Raw genomic sequence first — 14145 nt, 5'->3', positions numbered from 1 at the left:
CAAAATTGAAGTGCGTCGCTACCCGGAGTGGATAGGTCAGACGGCGCTCCCCGTTTGGACGTCGAGGGGACCACGAACGAGCAAACGATTACGAGTATCGGAGCGATTAGCACCGAAATCCGGAAGACCCCAACGAGACGCAGTAGTTCGAGACTCGCGGGCCACAGCGATGGTGGCCTATCGCCACCAGTCGCTCCGCCGTTCGCCGTACCCCGCGTTCACGAACGGCGGCGGGAGTTCGCTTTGCTGTTCGGCACCGAGGAGGTAGCCGAGTCCGTATCCTGCGTGCCACCCGACCGCTTTCCGGTCGATTTCGGGCGAGAGAACGATGGTGGAACTGACGTAGTATTCCAACCTGCCGTCGCCGTCCACGTCGCGGCCGCGATAGGAGAAACACGAGGGAGCGTTCGCGCCGCACTCGGAGTCGCCGAATCGGACGACCACGTCGGCGGCCGACCGCCGGTCGACCCGGGTGAACGAGAGGTCTTCGGGGACCGTTCCGTCAGCGCCCCGCTCGTAGTAGGTCAGCGCGTGGTCTATCTGGTCGTTCACCGGATGGGAGACGCCCGACGAGTCCACGTAGACCGTGAGATTCGACGACTGCCACGCCAGTGGCCGGTCGGTGGCGTCCGGGCGGTCCTGGTCCACGCCGCCGGGGCAGTTGCTCCCCATGATGGCCAGCGGTCGGTGGCAGTGACGGATGCCGAGGACGTGACCGAACTCGTGTTTGAGAGTGAGTAGCGTAGACCGGTCGTTGTGCCCGGCTTCGATTTCGACCGTCTCGGGCGGTGTCGGCCGGTAGGTCTCGTTCAGAACCGGCGCACAGCCAGCGACGGCTTCGGTGTGGCCGGAACACTGGACCGCCTCGGTGAACGAGACGACGACGTCCGGGTCCTCCGCGTCGGGTTTCAGCACGAAGTCGACCGAGTAGGCCGCGTACTCGTCGTCGTGGGTCTCCCAGTAGTCGAGGGTCTTCGCCACGAGGCGAGTGACGTTGCGGTCTGCGCTCGCACTGTTCTCGACGGCGACGACGACAGTATCGTCCCGCCACGGGTTCTCCGTCGGCGACGTTCGCGGCGCGGCCGTCGTCTCGACCGACGACCCCGACTGTCGGTCGGTCGCTCCCGATTCGCCTTTCGTCCGAGTCGATTCGCCGTCGTCTCGGTTCGAGTCACTCGTCGTCCGAGTCGGATCGTCGGTCGTCGGTGCCGAGTCACCCGTCGTCCCGCCGTCGCCCGGACCGATAGTCGGACCGATGTCGTCACCGTCGGTCGGTATCGGAATCTGGCCGCCGAACTGCCCGAGCGTTCCGAGGAGCGTCGTGACGAGTACCACCAGTAGCGCCAGCGTCAGAAGCTTCCTCACCGCACGCAGCACCCCGGTTACGATTCCCATAACGGTTCCCTGTAAATCGGCATTGGAAAATAGTATTCGCTACCTACTCGGAGGCGTTCTCCTCGACCACGACGCGCACGTCGTCGCCGTCCTTCAGGACGTAGGTCGAGGTGTCGACGGTTTCGCCGTTCACCGTGACGTTGATTTTGGTACCGTTCTCGCCGTTCTCGTAGGTCGTGTTTTCGTACGTGAACGTGTCGTTAGTCAGGTTGAGGCCGGGGAACGCCGAAATCGCGTAGTCGACCGTGAGGTTCATCGAGTGGGCGTGCCACCGTTCGGCACCCTCGTCGCCGTGGAAGTGGAAGTAGTCGTCCGCGTGGGTGTACTTCGACTGCGTGAAGTCGACGGTCGTGCCGTTCACGCTGACGTTCAGACTCCCGTGCGGGTGCGGATGGTTCGCAGTGTACTTGCGCCCGGGCATCGAGGCGTTCTCGGTGTGCGTGGTGACGAACACCTTGTCACCCGATTCGACCTCGTAGCTCTCGGGGTCTTCGACGGGTTGGCCGTTCACGCGATAGGCCACAGTCGTGTTGTTACTGTCGCGGTAAGTCGTCCCGTCGTAGGTCAGCGAGCTCTCGTTCGCCTCCATTCCGAGTTGACTCAGCGCCGTCGCGAGGGTGAACGACTCGTTCGAGGCGTGCCACGTGTGGGAGTCGTCGACCCAGAAACTCGCGTTTTCGCTCGCCGAGGCGTTCGCAACGTGTGTGTCCTGCCCGTCGAGGAGGACCAGCATCGGGCCACTCGCTGCGGAGGCGTTCTCGTCCGTGGAGTTGGTCGTCTCCCCGTCGTGTGAGTCATCGTGGCCGTCTCCGGTAGTCGTCTCGTTCGCCGTCGTCGTCTCGGTCTCGTCTACGTCCGTCTCGTTCATCTCGGTCGTCGTACTATCACCTGGACCGAACCCGCCGGAACATCCCGCTAAGACGAGCAACAGGCTCATCATCACGGCTGCTCCGACCGTTCGGTTCGATGGGAAATTCATGCGGATAACTGTCCGGTCCAAGCCGTCCTTACTATTCAGTCGATAACGGTTTGAGAACCGACCGAACGGCCTCCTCGACGCCGATAATTTAGACGAATTGATAGAATGGTGGACCGTCGGCCGGCGATTCACGTTCAAGTTGGTTTTTATCGCGGTTGCAGAGTCGAAACTCCGAAACTGACTGCCTTAGCACCTCCATAATGTCGGAATTCGGAAACCCGGGCCCGAACGAAAGGAAAGTACAGTAGAAACTGCACGAACGTCCATCATTGTCGTCTGAGCCACCGATGCCACCGTGAGCTGTTTTAACCGATAGCTAAATCTACCACCTCCGTTATGGACAAAGAACGACGCGTGTCTGACTCCTGAACGTGAAATTACGAAATAAATGTAGTATTATAAGAATATTTATCGAACCGTGGAATCCGTGAAACAGTTAGACAAATGTACAATTTAATGGTCGTAAGCTATATAATTGCGGAATCGGATTCTCACTATAACTGGCCATGAGAAGTGAACTTACGCGCGGAGGTGTGATCGGGGTGGTGCTGCTCCTCCTCGCCGCGGGGATGCTACCCCACGCCGCCGCGGCGAGCGGAACGACTGTCGACTCCCACGAGGCGAACACGGTTACCAGAGGCACAGGCTCGATTCCATCGGACGTAGTGGAATCGAACATTACGAACGTCACAGCGTCGGCCGACGCGTTCGCGTCGGTGAACGGAACGCCGTACTTCTGGCAGTCGGCCGACCACCGATTCGACGTCACCGTCTCTACGAACACGTCCGGAGCGTACGCTCTCTGTCTCTCTCCCGACTCCGGCACGAACCGAACGGCGACCACCTGCGAGCAGTTCTCTGCGACCGCGACCGAGAACCAGTCGAACACGACTGTCGTCACGTTCGCTCCGAATCGCACGCGACTGGCCAACACGACCCGAATGACGATCGCCCTGAAGAACGCAACCACTAACAGCACGCTCGACACCGCGTCGGTCGGCATCGCCGCGAAGTCGGGGGATCTCGACGGTGACGGTCTGTCGAACGAGCGCGAACTCGAAGTCGGAACCGACGTCGGAACGGCCGATACCGACGACGACGGACTCGCCGACGGGCCGGAGGTAGACCAGTACGAGACGGACCCGACGGTGGCCGACACCGACGGTGACGGCCTCCGAGACGGGGCAGAAGTTCACGAACACGGGACCGACCCCAAAGCCGTCGACACCGACAGCGACGGCCTCGCCGACGACGTCGAAGTCCAGTCCGTAACGTCTCCGACCGACCCGGACACCGACGACGACGGACTGACCGACAGTGCGGAGGTCGAAGGTGGCACCGACCCGACAGCAGTCGACACTGACGACGACGGTCTCACCGACCTCGCGGAACGGAAGGCGGGCACCGACCCGACGAGAGCCGACACCGACGGCGACGGCCTCACAGACGCCAAGGAACTCGACGGACCGACCTCGCCCACCGACCCCGACTCCGACGACGACGGCCTCCAAGACGGGAGAGAACTGGCCATCGGGACCGACCCGACTGCGGCGGATAGCGACGGCGACGGACTGAACGACCACGAAGAAGTCACCGATCTCGGAACCGACCCGACCGAGGCGGACACCGACGGAGACTTCCTGAGCGACAAGACCGAGGCGAAGTTGGGTACCGACCCCACGGACTCGCTGTCGCCCGCGTGGATAACCGGGGGCATGCTCGGCTTCCTGGTCGGCGTCGGCGCCACGGTCGTCGTGACGCGGCGCGAGTGGGGGGGATCGCTGCGTCCCGACTTCGTGTCGCTCACTCCGAGCTACCTCCGGCGGGTCGTGACTTCGGAAGCCAGAGACGCGAGCGTCACCGCCGTCGAGGCCGTCTCCGGTAGCGACGCGACGCCAAATACCGCGGAGTCCGGCGAGATGACCGCGGCCGAAGTCGTCGAGTGCGCCGAGGTCGAACTCGTCTCGGACGCCGAACTCGTCCAGCGGATGCTCCGTGCCGAGGGTGGCCGGATGCGCCAGAGCGAAATCGTGGACGCCACTGGCTGGTCGAAAGCCAAGGTCAGCAGGCGTCTCTCCGCGATGGCCGACGACGGCGACGTCACCAAGGTCGAGATCGGGCGCGAGAATCTCATCTGCCTCGACGGGGCAGTGCCCGAACTCGCCACCCCCAGAGAGGTCCCATCGTCGAGCAAGACCGGGCGACTGGCCGCGACGGCGTCCGGACAGTAATCGCCAGCAGTCTGCCAGTGGTGGGCTACTGGTCGGTCGAGCGCTGACCGTCCGGCCGGTGGTCGGCCACTGACCGACCACTGACCGGCCGCTGGTCGCTGCTGGCCGACCGCTGGCCAACTGCTGTCGGCCGCTGGTAGATCAGCAGCCGGCCGCTAGACCGTCGTCCACCGTGACCGGACGTCGCCGACGGTCCAACACGACGTCCCGGTAGCCGACCGAGAGCGACGCGTCGTTCTCGGGCCGAGTAGTGGCTCGTCCGTCCGGAACCAGAGGCATCTCGACAGCCACGACGGAACTCGTCGCCGCTGACCGAACACATACCTTAGTAATTGTTCCAGCAATCGAAAAGCACCCTAAAGAAATATAGAGATATATGAAACAATCCTTTTGATTGCGGTGGCGTAACGATTAGCCACTCGGTACCGTCAGTCCGAACACCACCGTGGCCGACGAGAGTCGCATTCGGAACCTCGAAAGGGGCGATTCGGTAACCGTTTCAGCCAGTGAGACGCTCTGAAACGGTCGTTTCAGTGGCTTTTTCGCGCAATCATTGCACTGAGAGCCTCTCTGAGAGGGCCGTTCGTCCGAAACCGGAAATACGACGGGTTCGATGACGGATTTCGAACTCGAGACGGGGTTTCATTTCTCGACCGACTGTTCGGCCGGGGTTGAACTATTGAAACGGTAAAAATCCGCCGTAACAACGGACCGAAATCGGCCTAACAGTAGTAACGGTCGCCTCGGTATTAACCCCCTGACTGGTAATGGTAGCTTAGACCGCCCATGTCCGCAAGCAAGGAATCTATAGAATCGATCGACGCGACCACCGCCGCCGAAGACGAATCGGCCGAAGACGACGCCGACGACTCGCTGACGCGGGACAACATCTTCCACATCCTCCAGTGCCGTCGTCGCCGTCTCGTCCTGAAGTACCTGCAGGAACACGACACGCCCGCGAAGATGACCGACATCACCGAACACATCGCGGCCGTCGAACACGACACCACTGTCGCCGCGCTCAAGTCCCAAGAACGCCAGCGCGTCTACATCGCGCTCTACCAGTCTCACCTCCCGAAGCTAGACGAAGAGGGAGTCATCGAGTACCAGCAGAACCGGGGAATCGTCGAACGCACCGAGCGGACCGCCGCCTTCGACCGCTACCTCGACGAAGAGCCCTCGATGCGCGAAGACGACACCACCGAGCACTCGACGACGGGGTCCGCCGACCGTGACCACGGTCAGGAAGCGTCGGGTCGCCAGTTGTCTCCCACGTACGCGGGCGGCGCGGGCTTCGCTCTCGCACTCCTCGTCAGTATCTACGCGAACCTCCCCAACACGCCCGTCCCGTCGGGAGTCGGTATCGCAATCGCCGCGATTACCGTCTTCGCGCTCGTCGCGACGCAGATGTCGAGCAAGTTCGGCGGAAGCGAGACGGCCGACGAGTAACCTCGTCGCCCGGCGAAATCTCTATTCTGCGGTTTTCGAAAAAAGAGGACAGCCCGCAATGTGGGAAAACGGAGAGGGACAAGCGGAGTACACGCGAGAATAGCCGACGTACGGTCGAGGTCGGTCAGTTGGAATCTCCCCGCCGACCTCACAGTCCCGCGTCCGACCTCATAGGACGCGGGGTGTCCCGACGCCGTCCGTCGGCGTGTAGATGGTCCGAACGAACTTCGATTCGTACAGTCATCACCTCCTTGGAGCGTGTCCAGTTGCCCCAATTTGGAGAAGGCCCGCCACGCACCTACCTATTCACCGGATAATGGTGCGGTGAGACGGTTGCTAACAGGTATATAACGAAACCCATAGGGCGACGACCATCGGTATGGGGGAATCGAAAGACATCATCGAACTCGTCGAGGAGTCCGACGAGTTCGAACAGTGTTCGGACTGCGGCCGGTACCTCGCGCGGACGAGCAACCACCGATGCCAAACCGACGAGCAGCGCCAGTGCCCGCCCAACCGCGCCGAGCGCAACCGACGCGCCAGCGCGGACACTCGACGCGAGGACACGCTCGTCGGGGTGTTCAGTCGAAACGGCGGAACCACCTACGCCTACCACGACCTCACGAACGGAGAACCGCGGTGCGGGTGCCACCACCACACCGACCCCGACGAATTAGAAGTCGTCACGCTCTCTCGGGCGAAGGAGCGTGGTCGGTCGCCATGTAGAAGTTGTCGGCGGATTCGCCGGGCGTAGCGACCGAAGGAGTGCAGCGCCGGGTCGGGAGAGACGGGGAACAGTGGGAGAGACGGGGAACAGTGGGAGAGACGGGGAACAGTGGGAGAGACGGGGAACAGTAGGAGCGGCGGAGAACGGTGGGAGAGACGGGGAACAGTGGGAGAAGTGGGGAACGCCGGGAGACGCGGGAAACACCGGGTGTGACGGGAGCGAGGGGAAGACCGAGAACAGCGGTGGATGACGCCGAGCCGACAGAATTATCCTGCGTATACTCACTGTCGTCGCTTCCAATCGACGTGTTATGTTCGGAACGAGTGGCATTCGCGGTGAAGTCGGCCAGAAAGTGACCGCGCAGTTGGCGTTCGACGTGGGGAGAGCCCTCGCTTCGGAGGGGTACGAACGAGTCGTCGTCGGGCGAGACGCCCGCGAAAGCGGACCGTTGTTCGCCGACGCGGTCAGCGCCGGAGTCCGAGACTGCGGCGGGGACGCGGTCCGAGCGGGCGTGGTCGCCACCCCGACGCTGGCCCGGAGCGTCTGGCGAGTCGACGGCGACGCCGGAGTGATGGTGACGGCCTCGCACAATCCGCCGAAGGACAACGGTCTGAAGCTCTGGGACGTCACCTCGCAGGCGTTCGACGAGTCGAAACAGGCCGCCATCGCCGACCGACTCCGAAACGACAAGTTCGAACCGCAGGGGTCCCAGCAGTTGGGAGCCGAAATATCCGCGCCCGACCTCGACGAGAACCACCGAAGCGCTCTCTGCGAGACGACCGACCTCGACGACGACCTCTCGGTCGTCGTGGACGCGGGCAACGGCCCCGGTATCCTGACGGCAGACGTGCTTCGGGACCTCGGCTGTTCGGTGACGACGGTGAACGGCGAACGCGACGGCCGACTCTCCGGTCGACCGAGCGAACCGACCGCCGACCACTGTAGCGACCTCTGCGCTATCGTCGCCGGGACCGACGCCGACTTCGGGGTGGCCCACGACGGCGACGCCGACCGGATGATGGCGGTCACGGACGAGGGCGAGTTCGTCTCGGGCGACGTGTTGCTGGCGCTGTTCGGCCGACGATACGCCGAGGAGGGGACGCAGGTCGCCGCGCCGCTGAACACCAGTCTCGCGGTGGACGACGCGCTGGCCTCGGTCGGGGCCTCGCTCACCCGGACGAAAGTGGGCGACGGCTTCGTCGCCGACCGACTCCGCGACGAGAACGTCGTCTTCGGCGGCGAACCCAGCGGAGCGTGGATCTGGCCCGACGAGACGCTCTGTCCCGACGGCCCGCTGGCGGCGTGTCGGCTCGCCCAACTCGTGAGCGAGCGCGGACCCCTGAGCGAACTGGTCGAGACGGTCGAGACCTACCCGACCAAGCGAACCAGCATCCCGACCGACGACAAGCGAGCGCAGATGGAGGCAGTCGTCGAGTCGCTCACCGACGAGTACGACGAGGTAGACACCCGCGACGGCGTTCGCGTCGGCGTGGACGACGGGTGGTTTCTCGTCCGGGCCAGCGGAACCCAACCGCTGGTGCGCGTGACGGCGGAGGCCGAGACCGACGACCGCGCGACCCAACTGTTCGACCGAGCGGTCGAACTGGTCGAGAACGCCCGCGCCGACGGCGGACGGGCGGTACGCGGGCAGTGAAACGTGGTGTCGATCGAATAGGAATCGGAGTCGGTCGAAAAGAGGTGGAGTCCGTCGAAAACGTGTCGTCGGTCAGTCGAGGTAGCCCAGCGATTTGAGTCGGTCCTCGACCTCCGCGCCGTCGACCTGTTCGTAGTCGCCGTCGGTTTCGGACTCGACCTGCGCCAACACTTCTTCTAACACGTACGCGACGTACGCCTCCGGCGACTCGAAGTCGGTCCGCGGCAGTCGTCGTTCGACCCGACTCACGAGTCGGTCGGGCACTGCGATGCTCTGCGTGGATTCGGGGGCGGTTCGTTCGGCTTGACCCATGTCTTCTCGGGGGACCGCAGACCACAAAAGCCGAGGCCATCGTTACGCCGATTTCGACCAGGAGTGATGGGCTTAGCGACGGTATAATAAACCCCGGTACGCGCGATGCGTTAGGCCATGCCCGACGAGCGAAACGTCGTCCTCCTGACTATCGACAGCATCCGCGCCGACCACTGCGGGTTCGGCGGCCACGACGGGAACCTGACCCCGGAACTCGACCGACTGGCGTCCGACGGTCTGGTGTTCGAGAACGCCATCGCTCCGGCACCCGCGACTCACGGGTCGGCGACCACGTTCCTGACCGGCGAGTTCCCGATCGAACGCGAGGGAGTGCGGGGAAGCGACCGCGCCTCAATGAAGGCCCACATCCGCGAACACCTGAAGTCCCGCGACACCGTGGCCCAGCAGTTCTCGCGGATGGGGTACGAAACCGCGGCGTTCACCGCGAATCCGTGGACCTCCCGGTACTTCGGCTTCGACAAGGGGTTCGACCACTTCGAGGACTTCATGGACACCGACGCCTCGGAGAGCTTTCTGAAGGACGGCGAGCAGACGAACGCGCTGTCGTCGCTGGCCGTGAAGGCGATGAACTGGTGGCAGGGCCAGGACATGTTCATGTCGTGGGAAGCGTTCTACGACGACATCGTCGCGTGGACCGAATCCGCCGACGAACCGTACTTCCTCTGGGTGTTTCTGGTGGACGTTCACCTGCCGTACCTCCCGCCCGAGGGCTACCGGTCGCGGTCCCGGTTGGCGAGTTACCCGGCCAACCTCGCGCTGTTCGCCGACCGCGACGGCGACGGACTCACGCCCAAGTTCCACGACGTGCTGACCGACACCTACGAGGACACGATTCGATACACCGACGAGTTCGTGGGCCGAGCGAGCCGGGATTTCGCCGACGACCCGCTCCTCGTCGTCCACGGCGACCACGGCGAGGCGTTCGGCGAACACGGCATGTACGGCCACGGACGGGACCTCTACGAGGAACTGGTCGACGTACCGCTGGTCGTCGCCAACGGTCCCGAGGGGAACGTCGAGCGTCCCATGTCGCTCCAGAACTTGCCCGACCTGCTGACCTCGCTCGCACGCGAAGAGGACTACGAGGACGCTCTCGATACCCACGTCTTCTCACACAACCGGATGCCGAAGGTCGCGGTCCGCGGCGAGAACTGGAAGTACGTCTGGCAACCCCACGACGACGAACTGTACGACCTCACGACCGGCGAGACGACCGAGTGCGACGACCCGGAACTCCGGGAACTCGGCGCACGCCTCGTCGACGACTGGCACGAAGCACACGCAGAACGCGAGCGTATCGCCGCCGCTACGGAACGAGTCGCGGCCAACGAGACGCTCTAACGGGTCAATCGATTCGTCGCAGCGATTGGTTTCGGTCGTTCAGCGAGTCGAGTGCCTCTCGCAGGTCGCTGTCGGAGAAGCGAGTGCCGTCGACCGTAATCGTGCCGTCGCCGGTGACGACGACGACGTGAGTCCCCACCTCGAACTCGAGTCGCCACTGCTGGTTCTCCTGCGCTTCGAGCGCCTCCAATACGGCCGGGTCGAGCGTCTCGTACAGCGGCGACGACTCCCACGGGTGTACGTCGTCCTTCTGGGCCAAGGCCAAGCAGACGCGCGTACTCAGAGATGCCGGAACTGACGATTCTCGCACGGTGTTTTCCGTACTCATCTGTCACGGGGTACGTGAGAACTGTGCATAATTATGCGTCTAATAAGGCTTCTCGCGGCCGAAAATGGCTTTCTCTGGCACTGGACGTCCGGTCGCTGACGTCCAACCCTGACACTGCAACCCCCGTAATCGGTTGGCGAGCGGCGGCCCGGTTCGGCGACCGGTAGACGGTTAGCCCCCGGATAGTAAACCCACTCGTAGACCAAGCGACGAACAAGAATGCAGGCCGCAATTCTGGCTGCGGGGAAGGGAACGCGAATGCGTCCCTTGTCCGACGAGACCGCGAAGCCGATGCTCCCGGTCGCAGACCGCCCGCTGGTCGCCCACGTCGCCGACGCGGCGATTCGGGCCGGGGCCGACGAACTCGTGTTGGTCGTCGGCTACGGGGCCGAGCAAGTGCGCGAGTACTTCGGCGCGGAGTACGCCGGTGTCCCGGTCACGTACGCCGAGCAGTCCGACCAGACCGGCACCGCCGACGCGGTCCGGGCCGCCAGCCCCAACCTCGACGGCGAGTTCGCCGTCCTCAACGGCGACAACCTCTACGACCCCGAGAGCCTCGAAACGCTGTTCGAGTCGGGCCCGGCAGTCGGCGCGTTCCGGGCGGACGACCCCTCGAACTACGGCGTCCTCTCGACCGAGGGCGGGGTCGTCACCGACATCGTGGAGAAACCCGCCGACCCGCCGACCGACCTCGCCAACGCCGGGGCCTACGTCTTCCCCGAGGCGACGACCGACTGGCTCGGCGTCTCCCGGAGCGAGCGCGGCGAGTACGAACTTACCGACGTACTCGACCGCGTGGTCGCGGAGTACGACGTGACGCCCGTCGAACTCGGCGACTGGCTCGACGTGGGCCGACCGTGGGAACTGCTGGAAGCCAACGAGCGACGCCTCGGTGACGTCTCGCGCAGAATCGAGGGCGAGGTCAGCGACGCCGCGACCCTCGACGGGCCGGTCGTGGTCGAGGAAGGTGCGACGGTGAAGGCGGGCGTCGTCGTCGAGGGGCCGGCAATCGTCCGGCGCGGCGCGACCGTCGGACCGAACGCCTACGTCCGGGGCCGGACCGTCGTCGGGCCGGACGCCAAGGTCGGTCACAGCGTCGAGGTCAAGAACAGCGTCCTTCGGGAGGGGGCCACGGTCGGCCACCTCGCGTACGTCGGCGACAGCATCCTCGGCAGGAACGTCAACTTCGGGGCCGGGACGACCGTCGCCAATCTCCGCCACGACGACGAGGCGGTGAAACTGACGGTGAAGGGCGACCGCGTCTCGACCGACCGCCGGAAGTTCGGCACGGTCGTCGGCGACGACGCGAAGACGGGCATCGACACCAGCATCCAGCCGGGGGTTCGACTCTCGTCCGGCGCGACCACGCCACCCGGAGCCGTGGTCGACCGGGACCGGTAACGTGGCATCGTGACCGAGAGCGTGGCACCAGGACCGATGACGCGGCACCGTAACCTCACGCCGCGTCGGCAGACGATAGCCCGATGAGTCGGAGTATCACCCGCGGCTTCGTGTCGGTTCTCGGCACGAAACTCGTCATACTGATGGTCGGCATCGTCTCTTCGCCACTGTTAGCCACGCTTCTCGGAGAATCCGACTACGGCGACTACAGCTTCCTGTTGTCGGTGTTCTCCATCTTCATGATATTCGTCAGTTCGGGCGTGACCGACGGCGTCCAGAAGTTTCTGGGCGAGGAGCGCGCCGACTCGGCGTGGCAGGAGCGCGTCGTCGGCTTCTACTTCCGACTGGCCGTCCTGCTCGGACTGGCCGGGGCCGGGGCGCTGGCGTGGTTCGCCCAATCGGACTTGCTGTTTCGACTGGTGGACGACGAGGGGTTCCGCTGGTACTTCTACCTGCTCGGGGCTCTCGTGGTGGCCGCCCAGTTCCGGTCGTACGCTCGCCGGACGCTGATGGGATTCGGTCTCGAACCCTACGCGGAGGCGATTCGGGTAACCAACCGGCTGACGTTCGTCGCGGCCGGGTTGGCACTGGCGTACCTCGGCTACGGCGTCGAGGGTGTGCTGGCCGGCCACATCGTCGGGAGTACGCTGTCGGCGCTCGTGGGTTTCGGACTCATCGCCCGGCGCGTCTCGGTGGTCGAGTCGCTCCGCATCGCGCCACGGTCGTTCCCCCGCCGGGAACTCCTCTCGTTCAACGGTCTGAGCATCGTGCTGGTGGCGCTGTTGATGTCGATGTACCACGTGGACGTGATGATGATTCGGGTGCTGGTTGACGGTCCGGCCACCGCGTTCTACAAGGTTGCTCTCGTCCTCGCGGAGTTCCTCTGGGTCGCGCCGATGGCGTTGCAGACGGTCCTGCTTCACTCGACCTCGAAGCTCTGGTCGCAGGGCGACCACGAGCGAATCAGCCAGATGACCGCGAGAATCACCCGATACAGCCTGCTGTTCACCGCGCTGTTGGCGGTCGGCATCGGATCGCTCGCGCCGGTCGCGGTCCCGATGCTCTGGCCCGACAACTACGTCGCCTCGCTCACGCCGCTCTACCTGCTGTTGCCGGGCGCAATCGGCTTCGCGGTCGCTCGGCCCATCCTCGCAGTCGGACAGGGGAAGGGCGACCTTCCGCGACTCATCGCAGCGACAGGGGCGGCCGCCCTCACCAACGTCGTCCTCAACTGGGTACTCATCAACCAGTACGGGATGCACGGCGCGGCGGTGGCGACCAGTATCAGCTACGGGTCGATGTTCTTCCTGCACGTCTGGAGCGCCCGAAGTCTCGGTTTCGACCCGCTGGCCGACGCCCGACTCCTCCGGGTCGGTGTCACGATCGGCGTGGGCGCACCGCTGGTGGTCGCGCTATCGCGGGCCATCGCGTCGCCGTACCTGGCGCTCGCGGTCGTCCCAGTCGGCGGCGTAGTTATCTTCGCCAGTCTCGCGCTGATAACCGGCGCGCTCGGTCTTTCGGAGGTGCTGGAAGTCGCGTCGTCGCTCCCGGTCGTGGGGCCGAAGGCCGCGTCGCTCGAACGCAGAATCAGGTACTCGTCGAACATCGACGCAGTCCAGACGTTCCAGCGCGTCCTGTTGTTCGCGGGCGTGGTGCTGGTCGTCGCCGGAGTCAGTGCGGCCGTGACCGGGGTTCCCCTGCCCATCGGTGACGGCGGCGGCGCGGACGTTCCGCTGACGACGAAGACGCCGGAACCGACCGAGACGCCGACGCCAGACGAGGCTCCGCCGACCACCGAGGAGTCGACACCGACAGAGACGGCCTCTGCGAGTTCCACGACTGCGACTGACGGAACGACGACCGGGGGAGACACGTCGCCCGGGGATACGACGACAGCGACCACGACCGAGGAGTCAGGGTCCTCCGGCGGGTCTGGTTCGGACGGTGGGTCAGATTCGGATAGCGAATCTGGTTCGGATAGCGGATCTGGTTCGGACGGCGGGTCTGGCTCGAATAGCGGATCTGGTTCGGATAGCGGGTCTGATTCCGGGTCGTCTGACGGGTCGAGTACGACGACGGAAGAGACGACCACCGAAAACACGACGACCGAAACCGCTACGACGACCGCAGAAACGACTACGGAAACGACCACTACGACGACTGCTGACACTACGACCGAGACGACGACGGAAGAGACGACCACCGAAAACACGACGACCGAAACCGCTACGACGACTGCAGAAACGACTACGGAAACTACCACGCAGACGACCGCAGAAACGGCGACGGAGACCGAGACAACGGCAG

11 protein-coding genes are annotated in these 14145 nt (G+C 64.3%); 7 read left to right on the top strand and 4 right to left on the bottom strand.

The features are described 5' to 3' along the window. Nucleotides 1–177 precede the first annotated feature (177 nt). Both E2484_RS24395 and E2484_RS24390 read right to left on the bottom strand, forming a co-directional pair. On the bottom strand, nt 178–1395 hold the full coding sequence (locus tag E2484_RS24395) for a zinc metalloprotease (protein WP_137287806.1): 1218 nt from the start codon (nt 1393–1395) through the stop codon (nt 178–180). Nucleotides 1396–1438: 43 nt separating this feature from the next. Beyond that, nucleotides 1439–2374: a hypothetical protein gene (locus E2484_RS24390; protein WP_137287805.1), complete on the bottom strand. Its 936-nt coding sequence runs from the start codon at nt 2372–2374 to the stop codon at nt 1439–1441. A 545-nt stretch (nt 2375–2919) separates the two neighbouring features. Between E2484_RS24390 and E2484_RS24385 the strand changes: the two genes are divergently transcribed. The 4 genes from E2484_RS24385 to glmM all read left to right on the top strand — a co-directional run bounded on the left by E2484_RS24385 (nt 2920) and on the right by glmM (nt 8435). Further along, complete coding sequence (locus tag E2484_RS24385) at nt 2920–4605, top strand: helix-turn-helix transcriptional regulator (protein WP_321113144.1); 1686 nt, start codon at nt 2920–2922, stop codon at nt 4603–4605. 786 nt (nt 4606–5391) lie between these two features. Then, a complete protein-coding gene (locus E2484_RS24380) occupies nt 5392–6054 on the top strand; it encodes a DUF7344 domain-containing protein (RefSeq protein ID WP_137287804.1) in 663 nt (220 codons plus the stop codon). Nucleotides 6055–6433: 379 nt separating this feature from the next. Further along, a complete protein-coding gene (locus E2484_RS24375; RefSeq protein WP_137287803.1) occupies nt 6434–6808 on the top strand; it encodes a hypothetical protein in 375 nt (124 codons plus the stop codon). A gap of 283 nt (nt 6809–7091) precedes the next feature. Continuing rightward, entirely contained in the window at nt 7092–8435 is a 1344-nt protein-coding gene (gene glmM, locus E2484_RS24370) for a phosphoglucosamine mutase (RefSeq protein WP_137287802.1), read from the top strand. Between the two features lie 72 nt (nt 8436–8507). Here the strand turns inward: glmM and E2484_RS24365 are convergent, their stop codons facing one another. After that, nucleotides 8508–8747, bottom strand: a complete 240-nt coding sequence (locus E2484_RS24365) for a hypothetical protein (RefSeq protein ID WP_137287801.1) — start codon at nt 8745–8747, stop codon at nt 8508–8510. Nucleotides 8748–8864: 117 nt separating this feature from the next. Between E2484_RS24365 and E2484_RS24360 the strand changes: the two genes are divergently transcribed. Further along, nucleotides 8865–10109, top strand: coding sequence for a sulfatase-like hydrolase/transferase (locus E2484_RS24360; protein WP_137287800.1), 1245 nt, complete (start codon nt 8865–8867; stop codon nt 10107–10109). Nucleotides 10110–10113: 4 nt separating this feature from the next. Here the strand turns inward: E2484_RS24360 and E2484_RS24355 are convergent, their stop codons facing one another. Then, a complete protein-coding gene (locus E2484_RS24355) occupies nt 10114–10437 on the bottom strand; it encodes a HalOD1 output domain-containing protein (RefSeq protein ID WP_137287799.1) in 324 nt (107 codons plus the stop codon). A gap of 219 nt (nt 10438–10656) precedes the next feature. On the opposite strand from E2484_RS24355, the gene glmU reads away from it, so the two are divergent. Together glmU and E2484_RS24345 are read left to right on the top strand one after the other, a co-directional pair. Then, nucleotides 10657–11838: a bifunctional sugar-1-phosphate nucleotidylyltransferase/acetyltransferase gene (gene glmU, locus E2484_RS24350; RefSeq protein ID WP_137287798.1), complete on the top strand. Its 1182-nt coding sequence runs from the start codon at nt 10657–10659 to the stop codon at nt 11836–11838. Nucleotides 11839–11921: 83 nt separating this feature from the next. Further along, nucleotides 11922–14145, top strand: a 2224-nt coding sequence (locus tag E2484_RS24345) for a lipopolysaccharide biosynthesis protein (RefSeq protein WP_137287797.1), incomplete at its 3' end; no start/stop codon positions are given.

Source organism: Halorussus salinisoli (assembly GCA_005239435.1).
GTDB lineage: Archaea > Halobacteriota > Halobacteria > Halobacteriales > Haladaptataceae > Halorussus > Halorussus salinisoli.
This window is presented reverse-complemented; position numbering and strand designations above follow the sequence as displayed.

What these genes read in the sequence shown, in the direction of transcription:
- E2484_RS24355 (WP_137287799.1), bottom strand. Translation starts at nt 10,437, where the DNA reads ATGAGTACGGAAAACACCGTGCGAGAATCGTCAGTTCCGGCATCTCTG.
- glmU (WP_137287798.1), top strand. Translation starts at nt 10,657, where the DNA reads ATGCAGGCCGCAATTCTGGCTGCGGGGAAGGGAACGCGAATGCGTCCC.
- E2484_RS24380 (WP_137287804.1), top strand. Translation starts at nt 5,392, where the DNA reads ATGTCCGCAAGCAAGGAATCTATAGAATCGATCGACGCGACCACCGCC.
- glmM (WP_137287802.1), top strand. Translation starts at nt 7,092, where the DNA reads ATGTTCGGAACGAGTGGCATTCGCGGTGAAGTCGGCCAGAAAGTGACC.
- E2484_RS24360 (WP_137287800.1), top strand. Translation starts at nt 8,865, where the DNA reads ATGCCCGACGAGCGAAACGTCGTCCTCCTGACTATCGACAGCATCCGC.
- E2484_RS24395 (WP_137287806.1), bottom strand. Translation starts at nt 1,395, where the DNA reads ATGGGAATCGTAACCGGGGTGCTGCGTGCGGTGAGGAAGCTTCTGACG.
- E2484_RS24375 (WP_137287803.1), top strand. Translation starts at nt 6,434, where the DNA reads ATGGGGGAATCGAAAGACATCATCGAACTCGTCGAGGAGTCCGACGAG.
- E2484_RS24390 (WP_137287805.1), bottom strand. Translation starts at nt 2,374, where the DNA reads ATGAATTTCCCATCGAACCGAACGGTCGGAGCAGCCGTGATGATGAGC.
- E2484_RS24365 (WP_137287801.1), bottom strand. Translation starts at nt 8,747, where the DNA reads ATGGGTCAAGCCGAACGAACCGCCCCCGAATCCACGCAGAGCATCGCA.